This is a genomic window from Bradyrhizobium erythrophlei (genome assembly GCF_900129425.1).
GTDB lineage: Bacteria > Pseudomonadota > Alphaproteobacteria > Rhizobiales > Xanthobacteraceae > Bradyrhizobium > Bradyrhizobium erythrophlei_C.
Genome location: NZ_LT670817.1, coordinates 58905 through 78909 on the forward strand (window position 1 = coordinate 58905; position 20005 = coordinate 78909).

Here is a 20005-nt window from a genome sequence, read left to right on the forward strand (position 1 = left end):
ATCGTCGGAAGCCGCCAAAAGCGCGAGTTTGCCGGTGCAAACGCCCCACCGACGGCCCTGAAATACGCTTGTAGCAATTTCGTTGGCATGCTGAATCGCGGTACGAATGAGGCGAAGGGAAGACCATGACGAAGGCGGTTCTTGGCATTATCGGCGGTTCCGGCATCTACGACCTGCCGGGGCTCGAGAATGCGCGCGAGGAGGCGATCGCAAGCCCGTGGGGTGAGCCCTCCGCGCCGGTCCGCCACGGCACCATCTCCGGCCTGCCGGTGGTGTTTCTGCCGCGCCACGACAAGGGCCACCGGCTGTCGCCGTCCGACATCAATTACCGCGCCAACATCGACGTGCTGAAACGGGCAGGCGTCACCGACCTCGTCTCGTTGTCGGCCTGCGGCTCTTTCAAGGAGGAATTGCCGCCCGGCACGTTCGTGCTGGTCGACCAGTTCATCGACCGCACCTACAAGCGCGAAAGTTCGTTCTTCGGCAAGGGCTGCGTTGCCCATGTCTCGATGGCGCATCCGGTGTCGCCGCGGCTGCGTATCCATCTGGCCGCCGCCGCCGAGGCCGAGGGCATCGCGGTGGCGCGCGGCGGCACCTATCTCTGCATGGAGGGTCCGCAATTCTCAAGCTACGCCGAGAGCATGACCTACAAGGGCTCAGGCTATTCGGTGATCGGCATGACCAATATGCCGGAGGCCAAGCTCGCCCGCGAGGCCGAGATCTGTTACGCGACCGTTGCGATGGTGACCGATTTCGATTGCTGGCATCCCGACCATGATGCGGTGACGGTGCAGGACATCATCCGGGTGCTGACCACGAATGCCGACAAGGCCAAGGGCCTGGTCGCGCGCTTTGCAAAAGATTTTCCCAGGGAGCACGAGCCGTGTCCTGTCGGATCGGACCGTGCGCTCGACAACGCACTGATCACCGCCCCGGAGGCGCGCGATCCGGAACTCCTGAGAAAGCTTGACGCGGTGGCAGGACGGATCCTGCGCGCATGAGGCTTGCATTGGCGATGGGTGGATCATGAAGGTCGATGGCAGGCATTTTTGCAGCATCTGGCTCGAGCCGGACGGCTGGTCGGTCGGCGCGATCGACCAGCGGCGACTGCCGCACGATTTTGTCGTGGCGCGGCTGACGACCTGCGACGCCGCCGTTGATGCGATCCGTTCGATGCTGGTGCGTGGCGCGCCGCTGATCGGCGCGACCGCGGCCTATGGGGTGGCGCTGGCGATGCGGGCCGATGGTTCGGATGCGGCGCTCGATCATGCCTGCCGGACACTGATCGCGACGCGGCCGACCGCGATCAACCTGAAATGGGCGCTCGACGAGATGCGGCTGGCGTTGCGGCCGCTGCCATCATCGCAACGCGCGGCGGCGGCCTTTTCGCGTGCCGCCGCGATCGCCGAAGAAGATATCGCCATCAACAGGCGCATCGGCGAGCACGGTCTTGCGCTGATCGAGGCCATTGCCGCGAAAAAGCCGCCCGGCGAGCGCGTCAACGTGCTGACCCATTGCAACGCCGGCTGGCTGGCAACGGTCGATTGGGGGACGGCCACGGCCCCGATTTATCTGGCGCATGACCGCGGTCACCCCGTTCATGTCTGGGTCGACGAGACCCGTCCGCGCAATCAGGGCGCCTCGCTCACCGCCTGGGAGCTTGGCCATCACGGCGTGCCGCACACCGTGATCCCCGACAATACCGGCGGCCATCTGATGCAGCACGGGATGGTAGATCTCGTGATTGTCGGCACCGACCGGGTGACCGCCAATGGCGACGTCTGCAACAAGATCGGCACCTATCTCAAGGCGCTCGCCGCGCATGACAATCGCGTGCCGTTTTATGTGGCGCTGCCTTCGCCCACCATCGACTTCAGTGTCGATGACGGGATCAGGCAGATTCCGATCGAGCAACGCAGCGCTGACGAAGTCACTGACATGACCGGGCGAACCGCCGACGGGCGGATCGAGACCGTGCGGATCGTGCCCGACGGCTCGCCGGTCGCGAATTACGGCTTCGATGTCACCCCGGCACGGCTGGTGACGGGATTGATCACCGAGCGCGGCGTGCTCAAGGCCGAGAGGGACGCGCTGGCAACCGCGTTTCCCGAGCGGATCGCGGCCGCGGCAGAATAACAAAGGAAGACAGTTGATGCAGAGTGCCTGGATTGATCGCGACGCCGAAGCGGCGGTGGCCCGCTATGCAGACCTCGGCCGCGATCTTGCGCTCAGGGTCTATACCACGCGCCTCTTGGGTCAGGATCCGCGCCTGGTGCTGCACGGCGGCGGCAACACCTCGGTGAAAACGCAACTCACCGATCTCAACGGCGATACCGTCGACGTGCTCTGCGTCAAGGGATCCGGCTGGGATATGGGCTCGATCGAGCCTGCGGGCCTGCCGGCGGTGCGGCTCGCGCCGCTGTTGAAACTTCGCTCCCGCGAGACGCTTTCCGACGAGGAAATGGTGCGGCTGCAGCGCGCCAATCTGATTGATCCCGCCGCCCCCAACCCGTCGGTCGAGGCGCTGCTGCACGCGTTCATCCCGCATAAATTCGTCGACCACACCCATTCGACCGCGGTGCTTGCGCTTACCGACCAGCCGGACGGCGAAGCGTTGTGCCGCGAGGTCTACGGCGCGCGCGTCGGTTATGTGCCCTATCTGATGCCGGGCTTCGGTCTGGCCAAAGCCGCGGCGCAGGTGTTCGACGCCGATCCATCGGTCGAGGGCCTGATCCTGGTCAAGCACGGCATTTTCAGTTTCGGCGGCGATGCGCGGCAAGCCTATGAGCGCATGATCGAGCTGGTGACTCTGGCCGAGCAGCGGCTGGCGAAAAACCGCAAGCCGGCATTGTCAAACGGCGGGCTGCCGGCCCGCCCGGCGAAAATTGCCGACGTCGCACCGATCGTCCGTGGCGCCTGCAGCATGCCGGACAGCAAAACCGACGGAGCCTGGAAGCGCTTTGTACTCGACTTCCGCGGCTCGGACGCGGTGATGAATTTCGTCAACGGCGCCGAGGTCGCGCGCTATGGCCAGGCCGGCGTGGTGACGCCCGACCACAACATCCGCATCAAGAACAAGCCGCTGGTGGTTGCAGCACCCGGGGATGGAGACCTCGCCGGGTTCAGGGAACGGGTCCGCGATGCGGTCGCGGCCTATGGCGAGCGCTACCGGACTTATTTCACTGACAATAACGCGCGCGTCGGCGGCATCAAGACCATGCTCGATCCGATGCCGCGCGTGGTGCTGGTGCCCGGTGTCGGCCTGTTCGGACTCGGCCGGAGCAAGAAGGACGCAAAAGTCGCCGCCGATCTCGCCGAGGCTGCGATTGCGACTATCGGGGATGCCGAGGCGGTCGGCCGCTTCGAGCCATTGCCGGAGTCCGATCTGTTCGATGTCGAATATTGGTCGCTGGAGCAGGCCAAGCTCGGCAACGCCAAAGAACTGCCGCTGGCCGGGCAAGTCGCCGTCATCACCGGCGCTGCGGGTTCAATCGGCTTCGCGACGGCCAAAGCGTTCGCGGCGGCCGGCGCCGAAGTGGCGCTGCTGGATGTCGACGAGGCTGCCGTGAAAGCCAAAGCCAGGGCGATCGGCGGCGCTGCGCAGGGCATTCGATGCGACGTCACCGACGCCGCATCGGTGCGGGACGCATTCGCGCAGGTGGCGGTAGCCTTCGGCGGGGTCGACATCGCAGTGTCGAATGCCGGCGCCGCCTGGCAGGGGCGGATCGGCGAGGTCGACGAGGCGGTGCTGCGGCAAAGCTTCGAGCTGAATTTCTACGGTCACCAGCGGGTGGCGCAAGCCGCGGTCAGGATCATGCAGGCGCAGGGCACGGGCGGCTGCCTGCTGTTCAACGTTTCCAAACAGGCCGTCAATCCCGGACCCGATTTCGGTCCCTATGGCCTGCCGAAGGCGGCCACGCTGTTTCTGGTGCGGCAATACGCGCTCGATCACGGCAGCGAAGGCATTCGCGCCAACGCCGTCAATGCCGACCGGATCCGCTCGGGTCTCCTGACCGAAGAGATGATCGCGTCGCGCTCGAAGCTTCGCGGCGTCAGCGAACGGGCCTACATGCAAGGCAACCTGCTCGGCCGCGAAGTGGCGGCGGAGGACGTGGCGCAGGCGTTTCTGGCGCAGGCACTCGCGCTCAAGACCACCGCTGACGTGACCACCGTCGATGGCGGCAACATCGCCGCGGCGCTGCGGTGATGAATCGCATGGATTCAACGCTGATCACCTCGCGCCCCGCGATCCCTGGCATTGCGCCGGCGCGCAGCGACATTGTCGGCGGCTTGGTTTCGTCCGCCGTCGCCATTCCGCTCGCGATGGCGTTCGGTATGTTTGCCTTCGTGACGCTGGGCGACGAATATTTCGCTTATGGCGCCATGGCGGGGCTGATCTCGGCGGTGACAGCGGGTTTTGTTTGTGTGCTGCTCGGCGACCGTTCGACGCGGGTCTACGCGCCGCGCATCACCACCACATTCTTCCTCGGCCTGCTGCTGTTTTCCCTGCTGCATCGCGACGGCGCGGATACTGCAGCCAGCGTCCCTGCCACGCTGCTGGTGTTCTTCGCTATTATTCTTCTGGGCGGCTTGCTGCAGGCGCTGTTCGGGCTGATGCGGCTGGGCACGCTGATCAAGTTCGCGCCGCATCCGGTGATGGCCGGTTTCCAGAACATGGCCGCGGTGCTGCTGTTTCTGGTCCAGCTCGGCAACGTGCTGGGCTACGAGCATAACATTCGTTTCACCCGCGTGTTCGGCGCGATCGGGCAGGCGCGGCCGTTGAGCGTGCTGGTCGCCCTACTCACCTTCGCGGCGATGTGGAACGCGCGCCGGATCACGACCAGGGTGCCGCCGGTGCTGGTCGGCCTCGGCTGCGGCATTGCTGCTTACTATGCCATCGTGCTTTCCGGCTTCGGCGGCATGCTGGGGCCGATCATCGGCCCGCCGACGGCGAGTGCGGCGATGCGCACCGTGCTGGTCGATTTTTCCGGGTTGCCGATGGCCGCGCCGCTGGAAAGTTCGGCGTCATTGATCCTCTCGAGCGCGTTCGCGCTCGCCATCATCGCGTCTATCGATGCGCTGCTGTGCGCCAAGCTGAGCGCGCTGCCGGGCGAGCTTCGCGCCGGCGATGATCGCCTGCTGATCCGTCTCGGCCTCGCCAACGCGGTTTCGGCGAGCTTCGGCGGCATCACCAGCGGCATCAACATTGGACCCAGCGTGACCAACCGCGCCTTCGGCGGGCGGAGCTGGCTTTCGGTTGTTGTCAATGCCGTGGCGGTGCTGGCGGCCGCGACGCTGTTGTTTCCGGCTCTCGCCTATATGCCGCGCTCGGTTTTGTCGGCGGTGGTCATGGTGATCGCCATCCAGCACATCGATCCCTGGACCCGGCAGTTTGCCGCGCGCCTGGTCAAGCCCGGCACGCCGCAGCGCGGCGCCATCGCGCTCGATCTCGGCGTTTCCCTGTTCGTTTCGCTGCTGTCGATCGCGATCAACGTCGTGCTCGCGGTGTTCATCGGGATCGTGCTCGCGGTACTCTTGTTCGTGGTCCGCATGAGCCGCTCCAATATCCGCAGGCTTTATCGCTGCGACGCCGTGCGTTCGCGGCGCTACCGCGATCCGGCCGAGATGGAAGCGCTGCACGGGGCGGGCGCGTCCGTACTGGTGATCGAGTTGCAGGGCGCGCTGTTCTTCGGCACCGCCGATCGGCTGGCGCAGATCGTCGACAGCGAGACCGCCGGGGGGACGACCGCCGTACTGCTCGAACTGCGGCGCATTACCGAAATCGATTCGACCGGCGCCCGCATTCTCAGCGATATCGACGCAGCGCTGGCTGCGCGTGGCATCAAGCTCGCGCTGGTCCTGTCGGGCCGCACCGAGACCGCCGCACGCCTTGCCGATATCTTCCGGCACGACCGTTTTTTTCCCGACATCGACCGGGCGATCGAATGGGCCGAGGACGACCTCTTGCGGAAGGCCGCAACCGGGCCGTCTCTGGAATTGGCGCTCGATCGGCTGCCGCTGCTGCGCGAGTTCGAGCCCGATCAGATCGAACGGCTGCGGGCCTGGCTGGAGCCGGTGGCCTGGCCGGCCGGACACGTCGTCTTCCGGCGTGGCGATCCCGGCTCGTCGCTCTATTTCGTCACCCGGGGCCGCGCCAGCGTCCATCTCCTGCACGACGACGGCGACATCAGGCTGGTGACCTTTGCCCCCGGCGCGGTGTTCGGCGAACTGGCGATTCTCGACCGCGGTCCGCGCTCGGCCACCATTACGGCCGACGAAGACCTCGCCGGTTTTGGCCTCAGCGAGGGGTCGTTTGCCGGGCTCTGTCAAAAGCAGCCGGATATCGCGATCAAGCTGCTCGCGGCGCTCGGGCGTGAGTTGAGCGTGCGGATCAGGTACGCCAACATGACCATCCAGCAGCTGGAGAGCTAAAGCGTGATGGTTTTAATTTGAATCGGTGTGCCCTTCACCTCTCCCCAGCGGGGAGAGGTCGATTTGCGCAGCAAATCGGGTGAGGGGGTGCTGCACCAACGATAGACCGTAACCCCTCACCCGGCGCTACGCGCCGACCTCTCCCTATGGGAGAGGTCTCCGCTGCGTCCCAGCTAATCTAACCTCATCTCATCACGCTTTATAGGTCAGCCCTTCCCTTGTCCGAAACCTGACCCGGACTGCAGCGCGAAAGCGCCGCTGCCGGCAAGCACGAGTGCCGTCTGGGCAAGCAGCCAGAACAGCGGGTATTCCCAACCTCCGCCGGCGTTGGAATAGAGCCAGCCGACCGGCCATTTGACCCAGACCACCACCGCCAGGAATATCAGCAGGAACGCCGACCATTGGCGGGTGTACCAGCCGAGCAGGATGGCGCAGCCGCCGATCAGTTCCACGCTGAACGTCGGCCACGCCAGCAGGGGCGTGATGCCGTTCTTCGCCAGCAGCGCCTCATGCGTGTACATGCCGCGCCAGGTCTTGAGCAGCGCGTGTACGATCCAGTCGATCCCGACCGCGACACGCAAAAGAAAGATGCCGTATCGGGCATGGACAGGGTCCACTGTGGCGTTGTTGAAGACCGCGGTGAAAATGCCGGGCGCGCTTGCGCTGCCGCCTCTGGCCTGGTCGATACTCATGTGTTCCCCCTTTTTAGTCAGCCCCATGATCGCGCCGCTCCGAACTGGGATCGTACCATAGACGGCGCAGGTCGGCTCCGCGCCGCAACCCCTAGTCTCCGGTAAATCTGCCCTCTACACTCCCTTCCGGTCCAGGGCGTTCGAAAACAACAACAAGCAAAAATATCAGGGAGATGGTCATGCCGCGCCGTTCGATGGTTACGAGCGTCAGTTTTCTTGTGTTCGCAGCACTGTTGGCGGGCACAGGCCATTTGGAGGCGCAGACCGGCTCAGCGCTATCAGGCAAAGTCACCGCCGGACAGGATACGCTGGAAGGGGTTCTGGTCAGCGCCAAAAAGGACGGATCGAACATCACCGTCACGGTGGTGAGCGACAAGGACGGCCGCTACAGTTTTCCGGCGGCGAGGCTTGAGCCGGGCCAGTATTCGCTGCGCATCCGCGCGGCCGGCTACGATCTCGCCAATTCCGATCCGGTTTCGGTCGCCGCGGACAAGACCGCGACCGCCGATCTCACCTTGCGCAAGACAGAAGACCTGGCCGCGCAACTTTCCAATGCCGAATGGCTCGCCAGCATGCCGGGCACCGATGCGCAGAAAGGCCAGCTGCTCAATTGCGTCGGCTGCCACAAGCTCGAGCGCCCGCTGCGCTCCAGCTACAGCGCCGACGACTTCATGACGATTATTTTGCCGCGCATGCAGGGCTATGTGAACCAGAGCATTCCCGCGCATCCGCAATTGCGCCGTGCCGAGCGGCTGATGGAGGAACGCGGAGACCAGCGCGTGCAGGTCTACCGCGGCACGGCCGAATTCCTCGCCAGCATCAATCTCAGCTCGCATCCGCAATGGAATTTCGAGCTCAAGACTCTGCCGCGCCCGACCGGGGCGGCCACCCGCGTCATCTATACCGAATACGATCTGCCGCGCGAGACCATCTCGCCGCATGACGTGATCGTCGATGCCAGCGGCATGGTCTGGTATTCCAGCTTCGGCGAACAGAACCTCGGGAGGCTCGACCCGAAGACCGGCAAGGTCACGGAATTTCCGATCGAGGAACACAAGCCGGGCTTCCCGACCGGCTCGCTCGGCCTGCGCAGCGATCGCGACGGCAATCTATGGCTCGGCAACATGTATCAGGCCACGATCGTCAAATTCGACCGCAAGACCGAGACGTTCAAGTTCTGGCCGCTGCAGGGTGAAGGCAATATCGACGCCGCGCAGATCAACATGGTCAGCCCGCAAAGCTCCGGTGTCGACGGCAAGGTCTGGACCCAGAACAACGGCTTTGCCGGCGTGCACCGGCTCGACATCGCGACCGGCGCCATCGAAACCTGGGAGCCCTTCAGGAAGGTGCCGGGTCCGCATAATATTTACGACGTGATTCCGGACTCCAAAAACAACGCCTTTTTCACCGACTTCCGCCAGCGCCATATCGGCCGGATCGACGCCAGGAGCGGTGAGATCAAGCTGTTCGCGACCCCGACGCCGGATTCCGCGCCGCGCCGCGGCACCATGGATGCGCAGGACCGGCTGTGGTTCGGCGAATATCGCGGCGACCGTATCGGCATGTTCGACACCCGGACCGAGCAGTTCAAGGAGTGGCCGGTGTCGCCGAAATGGTCGGCGCCCTACGACGTCATCACCGACAGGAACGGCGAGGCCTGGACCGGATCGATGCTGAGCGACCAGGTCACCCGGCTCAACCCCGCGACCGGCGAATCCATCAACTATCTGCTGCCGCGCAACACCAATATCAGGCGGGTGTTCGTCGACAATTCAACGACGCCGGTCACCTTCTGGGCCGGCAGCAACCATGGCGCCTCGATCGTCAAGGTCGAGCCGCTGGAGTAGCGCCGGTCCGGGATCCCGAAGGATTTCTGAATCTCAGAAATTATTCTTGACGCCCGACCCAAATCAATCGAGGACTCCGTCGTTCCGGGAGACTCCGTCATTCCGGGATGGTGCGTTAGCACCAGACCCGGAATCTCGAGATTCCGGGTTCGATGCTGCGCATCGCCCCGGAATGACGGCTCCAGGGAACGAAAAAGCCGGGCCCCGACCTATTTCTGATTTTCAGAAACTATTATTGACGCCCGACCCAAATCACTTCTATATCCCCGGCCATCCTGTTCCACTCAGAGGGGCGTTTCGCGAACGTCACGGACGCGGGGCGGGGTGCGGTGGACGCGGCGGCGCGCTTGACGGGCGTCGCCAACGCGGACGGCGAAGACGTGTGGTCCTGACACCCCGACGCTGGTGTCAAGTCGGTGGAGGCAACTCCGCCGGCGACGGTGGCAAGAAAGCCGATCACCGGGGAGAGCACGGTATAAGCCGTAAACCATTGCGCGGGGAATGACGGCAGGGCTTTGGATTGCTTCGCGGAGCCTGTCATCAAGCTCGCCAAAGGCGAGACCGGTGGCGGGGATGACGACACCCGCGACTATCGCAGCGACAATCCCGTCGCGGCTTCAAGCTCGGTGATGGCCTGCTGTGCATTGAGCACTTTGATCGTGGTCATGCCCATCTCGCGCGCCGGCTTCAGATTGACGCCGAGATCGTCGAGATAGACGCAATTCTTCGGATCGACGCCGAGCGCCTCGACCATCATCCGGTAGATGCGCGGGTCGGGCTTCCTCAGGCCGATCTTTGCGGATTCGATGACATGATCGAACAGCGCCATCACCTCGGCGACGTAGAGCGATCGGCCGCCCAGGCTTCCGATCGCGTTGGCGGGAAGATTGTTGGTGATGCAGCCAGTCTTGAACCGTGCCTTCACCCGTCTGAGTGCCTCGACCATCTCCGGCCGCAGATCGCCCGACAGCAGCGGCAGGACGTCCCTGCCGCGAACCTCCGCGCCGAGCGCCCGCGATTCCGCCGCGAACAGTTGATCGAACGCTTCAATGTCCACTTCGGCGCGCTCGAATTTCGCCCAGGCATTTTCCCAATGATTGCTGGCATTGGTGCGCCGGATGATATCGGCGGGCAGCCCGCGTTCGGCCTCAAAACGAGCGAATGCCTCGAACGGCGAGGTGGTGAGCACCCCGCCGAAATCCCAGATCACGGCCTCGATCATCCAATCCCCGCTCATGCGATCACGATCCGGAAACGGCTAACACGAGGTCTTGACCGGGACCAGCCCATCCCCGCCCGCTTGGCGATGAGGTTGGCGCGGGTTATTGCTGCGCTGATGAAAATCCTGGCTCCAATGATCGCAGGCCTCTGGCTCGTCTGCGCGCCCGCTTATGCGATCGTCGGCGGCGGGACGCCGTCGGCCGAGGGCGTCGGCCGCTCTGTCGTTACCATCGTCGGCTCGCGCGGCAATTTCTGCACCGGTACCTTGATTGCCCCAAAACTGGTGTTGACGGTGGCGCATTGCGTGCAGCCCGGCGCGGTCTACAAAATCGTCGAATACGGCGCCAACAAGCAGCCGCAGCTGCAGGACGTGAAGAACCTCGCCATCCATCCCGCGTTCAACATGCAGGCGATGCTGGCGCATCGCGCCACCGCCGATGTGGCCTTGCTGCAGCTCGAAGCGCCCCTTCCGGGGAAGAACGCCTCGGTGCTCGCCGTGCCGCAGGTTCCGATTGTGGTGGGCAGCCGGTTCACGATCGCGGGCGTCGGCGTGACGATCCGCGGCGACGGCTCCAGCGCCGGCACCGTTCGCGTCGCCGGTCTTGTTGCGACCGGCCGCCCGGGGACCTTGCAGATCCGGCTGGTCGATCCGGCGGGCCAAGGCATTCGGGACGGGCTCGGCGCGTGTACCGGGGATTCCGGCGGTCCCGTGTTCGAGGACCAGCAGGACGCCCCCGCCATCATTGGCGTCATCAGCTGGTCGACCGGCCCGAACGGCAGCGCGGGCTGCGGCGGTATGACCGGCGTTACGCCGCTCACGCTTTACCACGACTGGATTGTGCAGACCGCCAGGCAGTGGGGTTTTGCGCTATGAGGCCGGCGAGGGTGATCCATCGCGCTCGTGTCCGTTCGCAAGTTGGCCTTTACAGACGTCCACGCAACAGGTCGCCAATTCGAGCTGAGAAAGCCAACCCATGACCGCGACAGCCACCGCTTCCGCCCCGCAGACGGCCGAGCATTTCGATGTCCTGATCGTCGGCGCCGGCATCTCCGGCATCGGCAGCGCCTATCACCTGACGGTGCAGCTTCCGGGCACCAGCTTCGTCGTGCTCGAAACCCAGGAGAGCTTTGGCGGCACCTGGCTGACCCACCGCTATCCCGGCATCCGCTCCGACAGCGATCTTCACACCTTCGGCTACCGCTTCAAGCCATGGACCAGCGCACCGATCGCGACCGCCGCGGAAATTCGCGCCTATATGGGCGAGGTCATCGCTGAAAACGGGCTTGAGCCGCATATCCGCTACCGGCACCGGATTTCCTCGGCCAGCTGGTCGAGCACGACGAATTTATGGACCATCGAAGCGGTCAGGACCGACAGCGGCGAAGCCCTGACGTTCACCGCGAATTTCCTGTGGATGTGCCAGGGCTACTACCGGCATTCGGAGGGCTACACGCCGGAATGGAAGGGGATGGAAAACTTTCAAGGCCGCATCGTTCACCCGCAGCGCTGGCCGGACGATCTGGTGACCGAGGGCAAGAAGGTCGTCGTGATCGGCTCGGGCGCGACCGCGGCGACCCTGATCCCGGCGATCGCGGACAATTGCGGCCATGTCACCATGCTGCAGCGGTCGCCGACTTACTTCCGGACCGGCCGCAACGCGATCGAACTGGCCGAGACGCTGCGGCAGCTGCAGATCAGCGAAGAATGGATCCACGAGATCGTGCGCCGGAAAATTCTGTTCGATCAGGACACGTTCACTCGCCGCTCGTTCGAAGAGCCCGAAGTCGTGAAGAAGGAATTGCTCGGCGGCATCCGCACCGTGCTCGGTCCCGACTACGACATTAAGACGCATTTCACTCCGAGCTACCGGCCGTGGCGGCAGCGCATCGCCTTTGTTCCCGACGCCGATCTGTTCCAGGGCATCAAGAGCGGCAAGGCCTCCGTCGTTACCGACGAGATCGAGACGTTCACGGAACAGGGCATTCTGTTGAAATCCGGCCAACGGCTGGATGCCGATATCATCATCACCGCGACCGGGTTCAACCTCAATGTGCTTGGTGATGTCGCGTTCTCGATCGACGGCAAGCCGCTCGATTTCGCCCAGACCGTGACCTATCGTGGCATGATGTTCACCGGCGTGCCGAACATGGCCTGGGTGTTCGGATATTTCCGCGCCAGCTGGACGCTGCGCACCGACCTGGTGGCGGATTTCGTCTGTCGCCTGCTGGCGCATATGAAGAACAAGGGCGTGAGCAAGGTCGTGCCGGCGCTGCGGCCGCAGGACGAGGACATGCTGCTGCAGTCATGGATCGATCCGGAAAATTTCAATCCGGGCTATCTGATGCGCGACATGCACCTGTTGCCGATGCGCGGCGACAAGCCGGAATGGCAGCATAGCCAGGATTACTGGATGGAGAAGGATCAGTTCCCGGCGATCGATCTCGACGATGCCGCGTTCGTCTACGATTGAGATGTGCGCTCACCCAAGCCTGGCACGATCCGATCCGTTCCTTCAACGACTCAACGCCACTTCCCTGAAGGCGGCCACGAGCGGTCTCTCGAGCTTTCCGCGCATGCTCTGGATGATCTCGAAGGCTTGTTCCCGAGACATGGCTGGCTTGTAGTGTCGGTGCTCGATCAATGCGGCAAAGATATCGGATATGGTCAATATCCGGACGATGTCGGATATGCTGGCGGCGCAAAGCGCGTCGGGATATCCGCTTCCATCGAGATATTCGTGATGATGCCGGACCGCATCGAGGATCTCCGGTGAAATGCCGGCGTTCCCCTTCAGCACGTCATAACCGACCGCGGGATGGGTTTCGATCACCGCACGTTCCCGGGCATCGAGGCGCCCGGGCTTGTCCAGGACCGCGAGCGGAATTTTGGCCTTGCCAATGTCATGAAACATTGCAGCCGAATACAGTCGCTCGATGTCCGGTTTCGCGAGGCCAAGGCTCAATCCAAAATCGACCGCTATTCCCGTAACCAGAAGGCAGTGCTGATAGGTACCCTCGTGGTGGCGGCGAACCGTCTCGAGCCAACTGGACAGTCCATCCTCGGCGATGCTGTCCGCAATCCTGCTACCCGCACCTTTCGCGCTCCCGACATCGATGGGCTTGCCGCTCAACGCCGCGGAGAACATCGACGCGATGGCGGCAGCACCGGCAGCCGCAACTCCTTGTCCACTGCATGTGCTTTCGCCCGAAGCATTGCCGGAAAGATCGCTATCGCTCAATTCGGCGAGCAATCTCGCTTGCGTAATTTGACCATTCAGCACGCGCGTCGCGCCCAGTGCATAAGCCTGAACGACGAATAGACGCGCCTTCTGGTCGATCAGGAAAATTCGCTTGGGCACGTGATTCAGTTTTACGAACATTTCCTTCAAGGCCGCGATATTTTCGACGACCCGCAGATCAGCCGCGACGACGACCGCTTCAGACGGGTTTCGCACCAGGTCTGCGCCGCTCAGCAATTCGGACGTCACCGCGTATTGCTTCTCCAGCATGGAGCGCAGCGCCGAAAGCTTCACAGAGGTATCTGCGACAAGGTGCACGGACATCGGAAGTCAAATCTCACTTCTCTCGACCGTTATCCTGCTCGAACATGCTGATTCCTGCCGGGTCTTGCGCCGTCACCGCGTGAGAAAGCGCTCCAGGTTGGTGCAGATCATGTGCGCCAGATCTTCGGTTATTTCAAATTTCACCACCGTGTCACCGGTGTTCACCTGAACGATTCCGATCAAGGGCTCTGTCGATTTGGTTGTAATGGTTACCTCGGTTATTTTGTGTACGTCGCTCATCGAGTAGTTCTTTGCTGGTGTTGAAGTTTGCCAATCCAAATCAAGACTGGCGGCTGGTCGGCGTTTCGTCTGACCGTCGTTTCGGATTCCTTTTCCTGTTTGCAGTCTTGTCCGGCGTCAAGAACTCGACGCCGATCTGATCGCCGGCCAGGCGCACCATTCGACAGCGGCGATATGCAAGACCCGTCGACGACAGAAGCAGGAAGAACTCGTTGAGGTCCAGTCCTTCGAGCTTGCCTTCGACATACAAGCACGCGCCTGTTTGCGACACGTCGAACATCAAGCAGTCCCGGCGCCAGGTTCCATCAATTCCCATGATGTAAACTGGAATGCCGCTTTCAAAATCGACGCGCTCGCTCTTCCTGTCTCCAAAGGCCATCGATGCCATCCGGTTTTTTCGAAATCAGTTGTGATCCGCTTCGCTTAGGAACAGGTCGGCGACTTGCCGCAGCATGGCCACGCGCTTTTCCGACGAGCCGCTCTGGAGTGCGGCGTCGTGATCATCGAACGCGGATGAACTGCCGGCTTGCTGCACGATCGCAATCCAACGATTACAGTGAGGACGCTATTGCCCTCGCAAATGGTTCGCTGCACCGGCTTGGAGCAGCGGCCGCAACTAAAAACTCGACAATTTCCGAAGAATGCTCTCTAAATTACAACGTTCGGTAAATTTCCAGGATGGACGGCACTGATCTAAATCACCCTCGCACAATTTGCGACTAGCGTTTTGGTTTTGCTCTCGCGGAATTAGAGCCTGGAAGGCGCTCAGCAAAATTATCGAGGTACAAAATATCCTATGATACACTCTGGCGCACGACAGCGAGCGCTCGGCGAGTTTTTGCGCAAGCATCGAGAGTCGGTTACCGGACAATGGGACAGCAAACAGGTCGGCGAAAGAAGGCGAAGAACGTCGGGCCTCCGGCGCGAAGAAGTCGCTCAGATGGCCAGGATCACTTCCACTTGGTATACGCGGCTGGAACAGGGAAAAGAGGTGACGCCTTCCGGCGCGGCGCTTGGCCGCATAGCCGCCGTCCTGCGATTAGCGCCCGCTGAGCGGGCTTACCTATTCCAGGTGGCCGGACGGGTTGACCCGAATGGCGCTTCGAACTTTGCAGGTGAGCTAGCCAGCAACGCCATTGAGAGCAGCGTCCTTTCCATTTCATACCCCGCCTGTGTGCTCGACAAATATTGGACGCCGTTGTTCTGGAACGCGGAATTTGCGGATCTCTTCCCTCTATGGCTGAAGAGCCCCGAAAAAAACGTGCTGCGTTATATGTTCCTCGATTCGAGTGTAAGAACATTCGTCGTTGATTGGGAGCCCCGGGCTCGCCGCCTTGTGGCGCATTTCCGGGTTGAATACGGCAGATATATCGATGATCCGAAGATGGTTGATCTGATCCAGGGGTTAAGCGAGGAGTCGGATCTCTTTCAGAGATTTTGGGCAGAGCAGCAAGTTCTGTGGTGGGAGGGATACGAAAAATCCTTCAATCATCCGCAGCGGGGTTTGCTGAAGTTTTTTCAAACAACCTTCCTGGCCGCTGCTGATCCAACCCTCAAGCTGGTCATCCTGAGACCGTACGCCTAGCCTGCGATCAGGCGTCTCCTGTCGCCTGGAATACCGTCCGCTCCGACGTCGAATGATCTGAGTTACGAATTGCGCCGGCTCGCGCTGGTCGCGATCGCGGCCGCCGCGGTGCGGTTTTCGACACCGAGCTTGGCGTAGATTTGCTCGAGATGCTTGTCCACCGTCCGTGGGCTCAAGCCCAGGATCTGGGCGATGTCCCGATTGGTTTTTCCTTTGGCCAGCCACGACAGCACTTCGCCCTCGCGGGTGGTCAGTCCGAGTTCGCTGCTGAATTGAGCTGATGTATTGGTGCTCGAATCCTTTGCCAGCCGCAGCAGGAATTCATTCGGGCCGAGTTTGCCCATATATTGCAGTTGAAGCTGCTCGTTGTCCGGAAATGACGCCGTCAACGGCGTTTTCGATCCGGGTTTGCCTTTCTGCACCTGTTCAAGCCATTGCAGCATCGGCTCGGGCAGCACGAGTTCATCTTCAGTTGCGGCGGCGAGATTATCCGTCAATAATTTCTGCGCCTGCGGCGTCGCCCACATGATCTTGCCGTGCCGGCTGACCGCGAGCAGAAAGCGCCCGGACACGTCGAGCGCGGCGCGGGCGCTCTGGGTCAACCTTGCATTGGCCAGATGAACCCTGATCCGCGCCAGCATCTCCTCGATGACGATCGGTTTCGTCACGTAGTCGACGCCGCCGGCTTCCAGGCCGCGCACGATGTGTTCGGTCTCCGCCAGCCCGGTCATGAAGATGACGGGCACATTGCTCACGTCCGCCTCGCGCTTGAGCCGCCGGCAGGTTTCAAAACCGTCGATGCCGGGCATCACGGCGTCGAGTAGGATGATATCCGGCGTGATCTGATCGACGATCCGCATCGCGGCGGCGCCGTCCATGGCGACCATCACGGTCATGCCGGCGCCGTCAAGCGCATCGGTCAGAAGCCGCAGCGTTTCCGGTGAATCATCGACGACGAGCGCGACGTCGCGCTTTTTGGGTTCAGTGATCATAGCTGTGCAAGGTTTTGAGGGTTGCCATGTACTGATCGAGGTCGAAGCGGTCGATCAGGGAACGCATCTGCGAAACGAAGTCGGCGTGTTCAGGATAGTCGGTTCCGATTTCATCGAGCTTGACCTGGATCGCACGGATGTAGCCCATTTGTCCAAGGCCGATGAGTTCTTCGACATGCCTCACCGGCGGCCGCGAGCCGCTGTCCGGCCGCCAGTGCGGAACGACGATCTGGTCGGATTCATATTGCCATTCGATCTTGAGCAGCTGGCGGATCAGCTCCAAAAGCTTCGGAATATCGATCGGCTTCATCAGATAGCCGTCGTGGAATGGCTGCGCCAGCGGTGCGCCGTGCGCCTCCAGGGCGCTCGCCGAAACCATCAGGATGCGGGCCTGATGATGCCCGATCGAGCGCAGCGTCTCGGCCACCGTCCATCCGTCCATGCCCGACATCGAGATATCCAGCAGAAACAGATCGGGCTGGCAATGCTGCGCGAGCGCGAGGCAGGCGGGTCCGTCCGGCGCGCTCAAGAGGATAAAGCCCAGCGGCGTCAGCACTTCGCGCAAGAGATCGCGTTGGACGGGGTCGTCGTCGGTGATCAAAATCGTCTTGCGCGGGCCGTGGTAGCCAAAGAACGGCGCATCGACCGGCGCAATTCGCGTCGGATTGGTGACTTCCGACAGCAGGATTTTTACCCGGAAAATGCTGCCGGTCCCGACAGTGCTAGTGACGCGGATGTCGCCGCCCATCACGCCGGCAAGCAGCCGGCTGATCGTCAGTCCCAGACCGGTCCCGGTCTGCGGCTGTGAGACCCCGAGTGCGCCGCGCTCGAACGGTGCGAAAATGCGTTCAAGGTCGGTGGCCTGAATTCCCGGCCCGGTGTCGATCACTTCAAATTCGGCCACCGGGCTGCGGTAGTGAACGACGAACTGCACGCTGCCGGCCTGGGTGAATTTGATAGCGTTCGACAGCAGATTGATCAAAATCTGGCGCAGGCGTTTTTCATCGGCGAACACCACGACCGGCAGGACCGTCGGCCGCTTGAAAACGAAATCGATGCCCTTGGCTGCGGCCTGCAGGCGGAACATTTCGACCAGTTGATCGAGAAATTCGCTCAGGCGAACTTCGTCCCGAGACAAATACAATCGGCCGGCTTCGATCTTCGAAATGTCGAGAATGCCATCGATCAGCCCCGACAGATGATCGGCGCTGCGGCGGACCACGCGGACCTGATCGCGCGGCTTGGCGTTCAGGCTGGAGTCCTGTTCCAGCAACTGGGCGTAGCCGGAGATGGCATTCAACGGCGAGCGCAGTTCGTGACTCAAGCCGACGACATATCGGCTCTTCGCGAGATTGGCCGATTCGGCAACTTCCTTGGCACGCTGCAGCTCGGCATCGGTGCGCTTGTGGGCGTCGATTTCCTGGATCAGAAGCGTGGTCTGCCGCCGGGTCTCTTCTTCCGCCGCGCGCCGGCTTTGCTGCGCGAGCACGAACAGCCAGGCGACCACGCCGATGATGATGGACAGCGCGAAGAACACCTTCCAGAGCACGTTGGATAGCTGCAGATTGTCGACGTGTGCTGCCGATGTCTGCAGATAGATCAGGCCGAGTGTCAGTCCCACCAGGCCAGCGGAAACCGCGAACACGCCGAGATAATGTCCGAGTTGCGAATTGATCCGCGCGAAAATCGGCTGCGGCAAAAGTTTGCCGAGGGTATCGGAGATCTGCGCCTGAATTCGCGCATGCGGCTTGCAGAGATCGTGGCAGCGCGCGTCGAGCGAGCAGCAGAGCGAGCAGATCGGGCCGGCATAGGCCGGGCAGGACGCCATATCCTCCGGCTCAAACGAATGCTCGCAAATGCAGCACTGGATCGCTTCGAGGTTTTGCCAGCTGCGCTTCGGCTTGCGCGCAATATAATATTTTCCGTCAGTCCCATAGGCGATCAGGGGCGCCGTGATGAAAGCGACGACCAGCGCGACGAACGGCGCCAGCGCCTTCGCCGTCGGTCCGAACAGGCCGTAGAACGCGCTGATGGAGACGACGGTGGCAATCGTCATGGAGCCGACGCCGACCGGATTGATGTCGTAGAGATGCGCGCGCTTAAACTCCATGTGCTGCGGACGGAGGCCGAGCGGCTTGTTGACGACGAGATCGGCAACCAGCGCGCCGACCCAGGCGATGGCGACGTTGGAATAGAGCGCCAGCGTCTGCTCGAGCGCCTTGTAGACGCCGATCTCCATCAGCAGCAATGCCACCAGCACGTTGAAGACCAGCCAGACCACGCGGCCGGGATGGCTGTGGGTGAGGCGGGAAAAGAAATTCGACCACGCGATCGATCCGGCATAGGCGTTGGTAACGTTGATCTTCAACTGCGAGAGGATCACGAAGGTGCCGGTCAGCGCCAATGCGAGCTCGGGCTGCGACAGCACGTAGCGAAACGCTTCGAGATACATGTGCGCCGGTTCCGCGGCATGCTCGTAGCTGATGCCATGGCCCAGCGCGAAGAAGGCCAGGAACGATCCGGCCAACAGCTTCAGCGCGCCGAGAACGATCCAGCCGGGGCCGGCGCTTAACAGCGCGAGCCACCACGACGTCCTCGACGTCCGTCGGTCGCGCGGCAGAAAGCGCAGGAAGTCGACCTGTTCGCCGATCTGCGCCACCAGCGAGAACACTACCGAGGCGGCGGTGCCGAACAGCAGGAGATCGAGATGGCCGCCGGGGTTGCCATGCTCGCCGGGAAATTTTGTCCACTCCGCAAAGGAATGCGGGTTGGCGTAGGCGATCGCCGCAAAGGGCAGGATGTGGAGAATGATCCATACCGGCTGCGTCCACAATTGAAAGCGGCTGATCAGGGTGATGCCGTGCGTGACCAGGGGAATAATGACGACGGCGCTGATGAGATAGCCGACCGGGCGCGGAATGCCGAAGCACATCTCAAGCGCGGTGGCGAGAATGACCGCTTCGATCGCAAAGAAAATGAACGTGAAAGAGGCGTAGATCAGCGACGTGATGGTCGAGCCGATGTAACCGAAGCCAGCGCCGCGGGTCAGAAGATCGATGTCGATGCCGCATTTGGCGGCGTGATAGGCGATTGGCAGACCGCAGCAGAAGATGATGACGCTGACAATCAGGATAGCCGCGGTGGCGTTGGTGACGCCGTAATTCAGGGTGATGGTGCCGCCGATCGCCTCCAACGCCAGAAATGAGATCGCGCCCAGCGCGGTATTGGCGACGCGGGCGGCGGACCAGCGCCGCGCGCTCTTGGCGGTGAAGCGCAGCGCGTAGTCTTCCAGCGTCTGGTTGGCAACCCATTGATTATACTGGCGCCTGACGCGGTCTATCCGCTGCCGCCCTGCCACTTTGAACTCCTGACCGCGAGCCGTCTGCTCGCTCAAAAACCTACGTCGCAATTTTGCGGTGCAATATACGCAATC

Annotated in this window: 16 protein-coding genes; 8 read left to right on the plus strand and 8 right to left on the minus strand. The window is 62.4% G+C overall.

Annotated features, from left to right (window positions below):
* The first annotated feature begins 125 nt into the window (after positions 1-125).
* From B5527_RS00305 to B5527_RS00320, 4 genes are read left to right on the plus strand one after another with little or no spacing between them, the layout of a single operon-like run.
* Positions 126-1001: an S-methyl-5'-thioadenosine phosphorylase gene (locus tag B5527_RS00305; RefSeq protein WP_079599519.1), complete on the plus strand. Its 876-nt coding sequence runs from the start codon at positions 126-128 to the stop codon at positions 999-1001.
* 25 nt (positions 1002-1026) lie between these two features.
* Positions 1027-2136: an S-methyl-5-thioribose-1-phosphate isomerase gene (gene mtnA, locus B5527_RS00310; protein ID WP_079599520.1), complete on the plus strand. Its 1110-nt coding sequence runs from the start codon at positions 1027-1029 to the stop codon at positions 2134-2136.
* A 16-nt stretch (positions 2137-2152) separates the two neighbouring features.
* Entirely contained in the window at positions 2153-4207 is a 2055-nt protein-coding gene (locus B5527_RS00315; RefSeq protein ID WP_079599521.1) for a bifunctional aldolase/short-chain dehydrogenase, read from the plus strand.
* Between the two features lie 8 nt (positions 4208-4215).
* Positions 4216-6432 (plus strand): SLC26A/SulP transporter family protein, encoded by a 2217-nt coding sequence (locus tag B5527_RS00320; RefSeq protein WP_172842438.1) that lies wholly within the window; start codon positions 4216-4218, stop codon positions 6430-6432.
* Positions 6433-6638: 206 nt separating this feature from the next.
* Here B5527_RS00320 and B5527_RS00325 read toward each other — a convergent pair whose 3' ends face one another.
* Positions 6639-7124, minus strand: coding sequence for a DoxX family protein (locus B5527_RS00325; RefSeq protein WP_154071911.1), 486 nt, complete (start codon positions 7122-7124; stop codon positions 6639-6641).
* Positions 7125-7303: 179 nt separating this feature from the next.
* Here B5527_RS00325 and B5527_RS00330 point away from each other — a divergent pair, with 179 nt between their 5' ends.
* Complete coding sequence (locus B5527_RS00330) at positions 7304-8971, plus strand: virginiamycin B lyase family protein (RefSeq protein ID WP_172842439.1); 1668 nt, start codon at positions 7304-7306, stop codon at positions 8969-8971.
* A gap of 589 nt (positions 8972-9560) precedes the next feature.
* Here the strand turns inward: B5527_RS00330 and B5527_RS00340 are convergent.
* Positions 9561-10193, minus strand: a complete 633-nt coding sequence (locus B5527_RS00340; protein ID WP_079599526.1) for an HAD-IA family hydrolase — start codon at positions 10191-10193, stop codon at positions 9561-9563.
* Positions 10194-10307: 114 nt separating this feature from the next.
* Between B5527_RS00340 and B5527_RS00345 the strand changes: the two genes are divergently transcribed.
* Together B5527_RS00345 and B5527_RS00350 are read left to right on the plus strand one after the other, a co-directional pair.
* Entirely contained in the window at positions 10308-11066 is a 759-nt protein-coding gene (locus tag B5527_RS00345) for a S1 family peptidase (protein ID WP_079599527.1), read from the plus strand.
* 100 nt (positions 11067-11166) lie between these two features.
* Positions 11167-12663 (plus strand): flavin-containing monooxygenase, encoded by a 1497-nt coding sequence (locus B5527_RS00350; RefSeq protein WP_079599528.1) that lies wholly within the window; start codon positions 11167-11169, stop codon positions 12661-12663.
* Positions 12664-12705: 42 nt separating this feature from the next.
* Here the strand turns inward: B5527_RS00350 and B5527_RS00355 are convergent, their stop codons facing one another.
* The 4 genes from B5527_RS00355 to B5527_RS47000 form a co-directional block, all read right to left on the minus strand.
* Positions 12706-13755 (minus strand): HD-GYP domain-containing protein, encoded by a 1050-nt coding sequence (locus tag B5527_RS00355; protein WP_079599529.1) that lies wholly within the window; start codon positions 13753-13755, stop codon positions 12706-12708.
* A gap of 72 nt (positions 13756-13827) precedes the next feature.
* Entirely contained in the window at positions 13828-13995 is a 168-nt protein-coding gene (locus B5527_RS43210) for a hypothetical protein (RefSeq protein ID WP_154071912.1), read from the minus strand.
* A gap of 40 nt (positions 13996-14035) precedes the next feature.
* Positions 14036-14374 (minus strand): PilZ domain-containing protein, encoded by a 339-nt coding sequence (locus B5527_RS00360; RefSeq protein ID WP_079606943.1) that lies wholly within the window; start codon positions 14372-14374, stop codon positions 14036-14038.
* 24 nt (positions 14375-14398) lie between these two features.
* Positions 14399-14530, minus strand: a complete 132-nt coding sequence (locus tag B5527_RS47000; protein ID WP_276329306.1) for a hypothetical protein — start codon at positions 14528-14530, stop codon at positions 14399-14401.
* A 261-nt stretch (positions 14531-14791) separates the two neighbouring features.
* On the opposite strand from B5527_RS47000, the gene B5527_RS00365 reads away from it, so the two are divergent.
* The gene (locus B5527_RS00365; RefSeq protein WP_079599530.1) at positions 14792-15580 is read left to right on the plus strand and encodes a helix-turn-helix transcriptional regulator; all 789 of its coding nucleotides are present in this window, start codon (positions 14792-14794) and stop codon (positions 15578-15580) included.
* Positions 15581-15642: 62 nt separating this feature from the next.
* On the opposite strand, the gene B5527_RS00370 is transcribed toward B5527_RS00365, so the two are convergent.
* Positions 15643-16572, minus strand: a complete 930-nt coding sequence (locus B5527_RS00370) for a response regulator transcription factor (RefSeq protein WP_079599531.1) — start codon at positions 16570-16572, stop codon at positions 15643-15645.
* A complete protein-coding gene (locus B5527_RS00375; RefSeq protein ID WP_079606944.1) occupies positions 16562-19930 on the minus strand; it encodes a hybrid sensor histidine kinase/response regulator in 3369 nt (1122 codons plus the stop codon). Before B5527_RS00375 ends, B5527_RS00370 begins: the two co-directional genes overlap by 11 nt.
* Between the last annotated feature and the right edge of the window lie 75 nt (positions 19931-20005).

Bases quoted from the DNA above. Each gene is read 5' to 3' on its own strand.
- B5527_RS00305 (WP_079599519.1), top strand. From the start codon at position 126: ATGACGAAGGCGGTTCTTGGCATTATCGGCGGTTCCGGCATCTACGAC.
- mtnA (WP_079599520.1), top strand. From the start codon at position 1,027: ATGAAGGTCGATGGCAGGCATTTTTGCAGCATCTGGCTCGAGCCGGAC.
- B5527_RS00315 (WP_079599521.1), top strand. From the start codon at position 2,153: ATGCAGAGTGCCTGGATTGATCGCGACGCCGAAGCGGCGGTGGCCCGC.
- B5527_RS00320 (WP_172842438.1), top strand. From the start codon at position 4,216: ATGGATTCAACGCTGATCACCTCGCGCCCCGCGATCCCTGGCATTGCG.
- B5527_RS00325 (WP_154071911.1), bottom strand. From the start codon at position 7,124: ATGAGTATCGACCAGGCCAGAGGCGGCAGCGCAAGCGCGCCCGGCATT.
- B5527_RS00330 (WP_172842439.1), top strand. From the start codon at position 7,304: ATGCCGCGCCGTTCGATGGTTACGAGCGTCAGTTTTCTTGTGTTCGCA.
- B5527_RS00340 (WP_079599526.1), bottom strand. From the start codon at position 10,193: ATGATCGAGGCCGTGATCTGGGATTTCGGCGGGGTGCTCACCACCTCG.
- B5527_RS00345 (WP_079599527.1), top strand. From the start codon at position 10,308: ATGAAAATCCTGGCTCCAATGATCGCAGGCCTCTGGCTCGTCTGCGCG.
- B5527_RS00350 (WP_079599528.1), top strand. From the start codon at position 11,167: ATGACCGCGACAGCCACCGCTTCCGCCCCGCAGACGGCCGAGCATTTC.
- B5527_RS00355 (WP_079599529.1), bottom strand. From the start codon at position 13,755: ATGTCCGTGCACCTTGTCGCAGATACCTCTGTGAAGCTTTCGGCGCTG.
- B5527_RS43210 (WP_154071912.1), bottom strand. From the start codon at position 13,995: ATGAGCGACGTACACAAAATAACCGAGGTAACCATTACAACCAAATCG.
- B5527_RS00360 (WP_079606943.1), bottom strand. From the start codon at position 14,374: ATGGCCTTTGGAGACAGGAAGAGCGAGCGCGTCGATTTTGAAAGCGGC.
- B5527_RS00365 (WP_079599530.1), top strand. From the start codon at position 14,792: ATGATACACTCTGGCGCACGACAGCGAGCGCTCGGCGAGTTTTTGCGC.
- B5527_RS00370 (WP_079599531.1), bottom strand. From the start codon at position 16,572: ATGATCACTGAACCCAAAAAGCGCGACGTCGCGCTCGTCGTCGATGAT.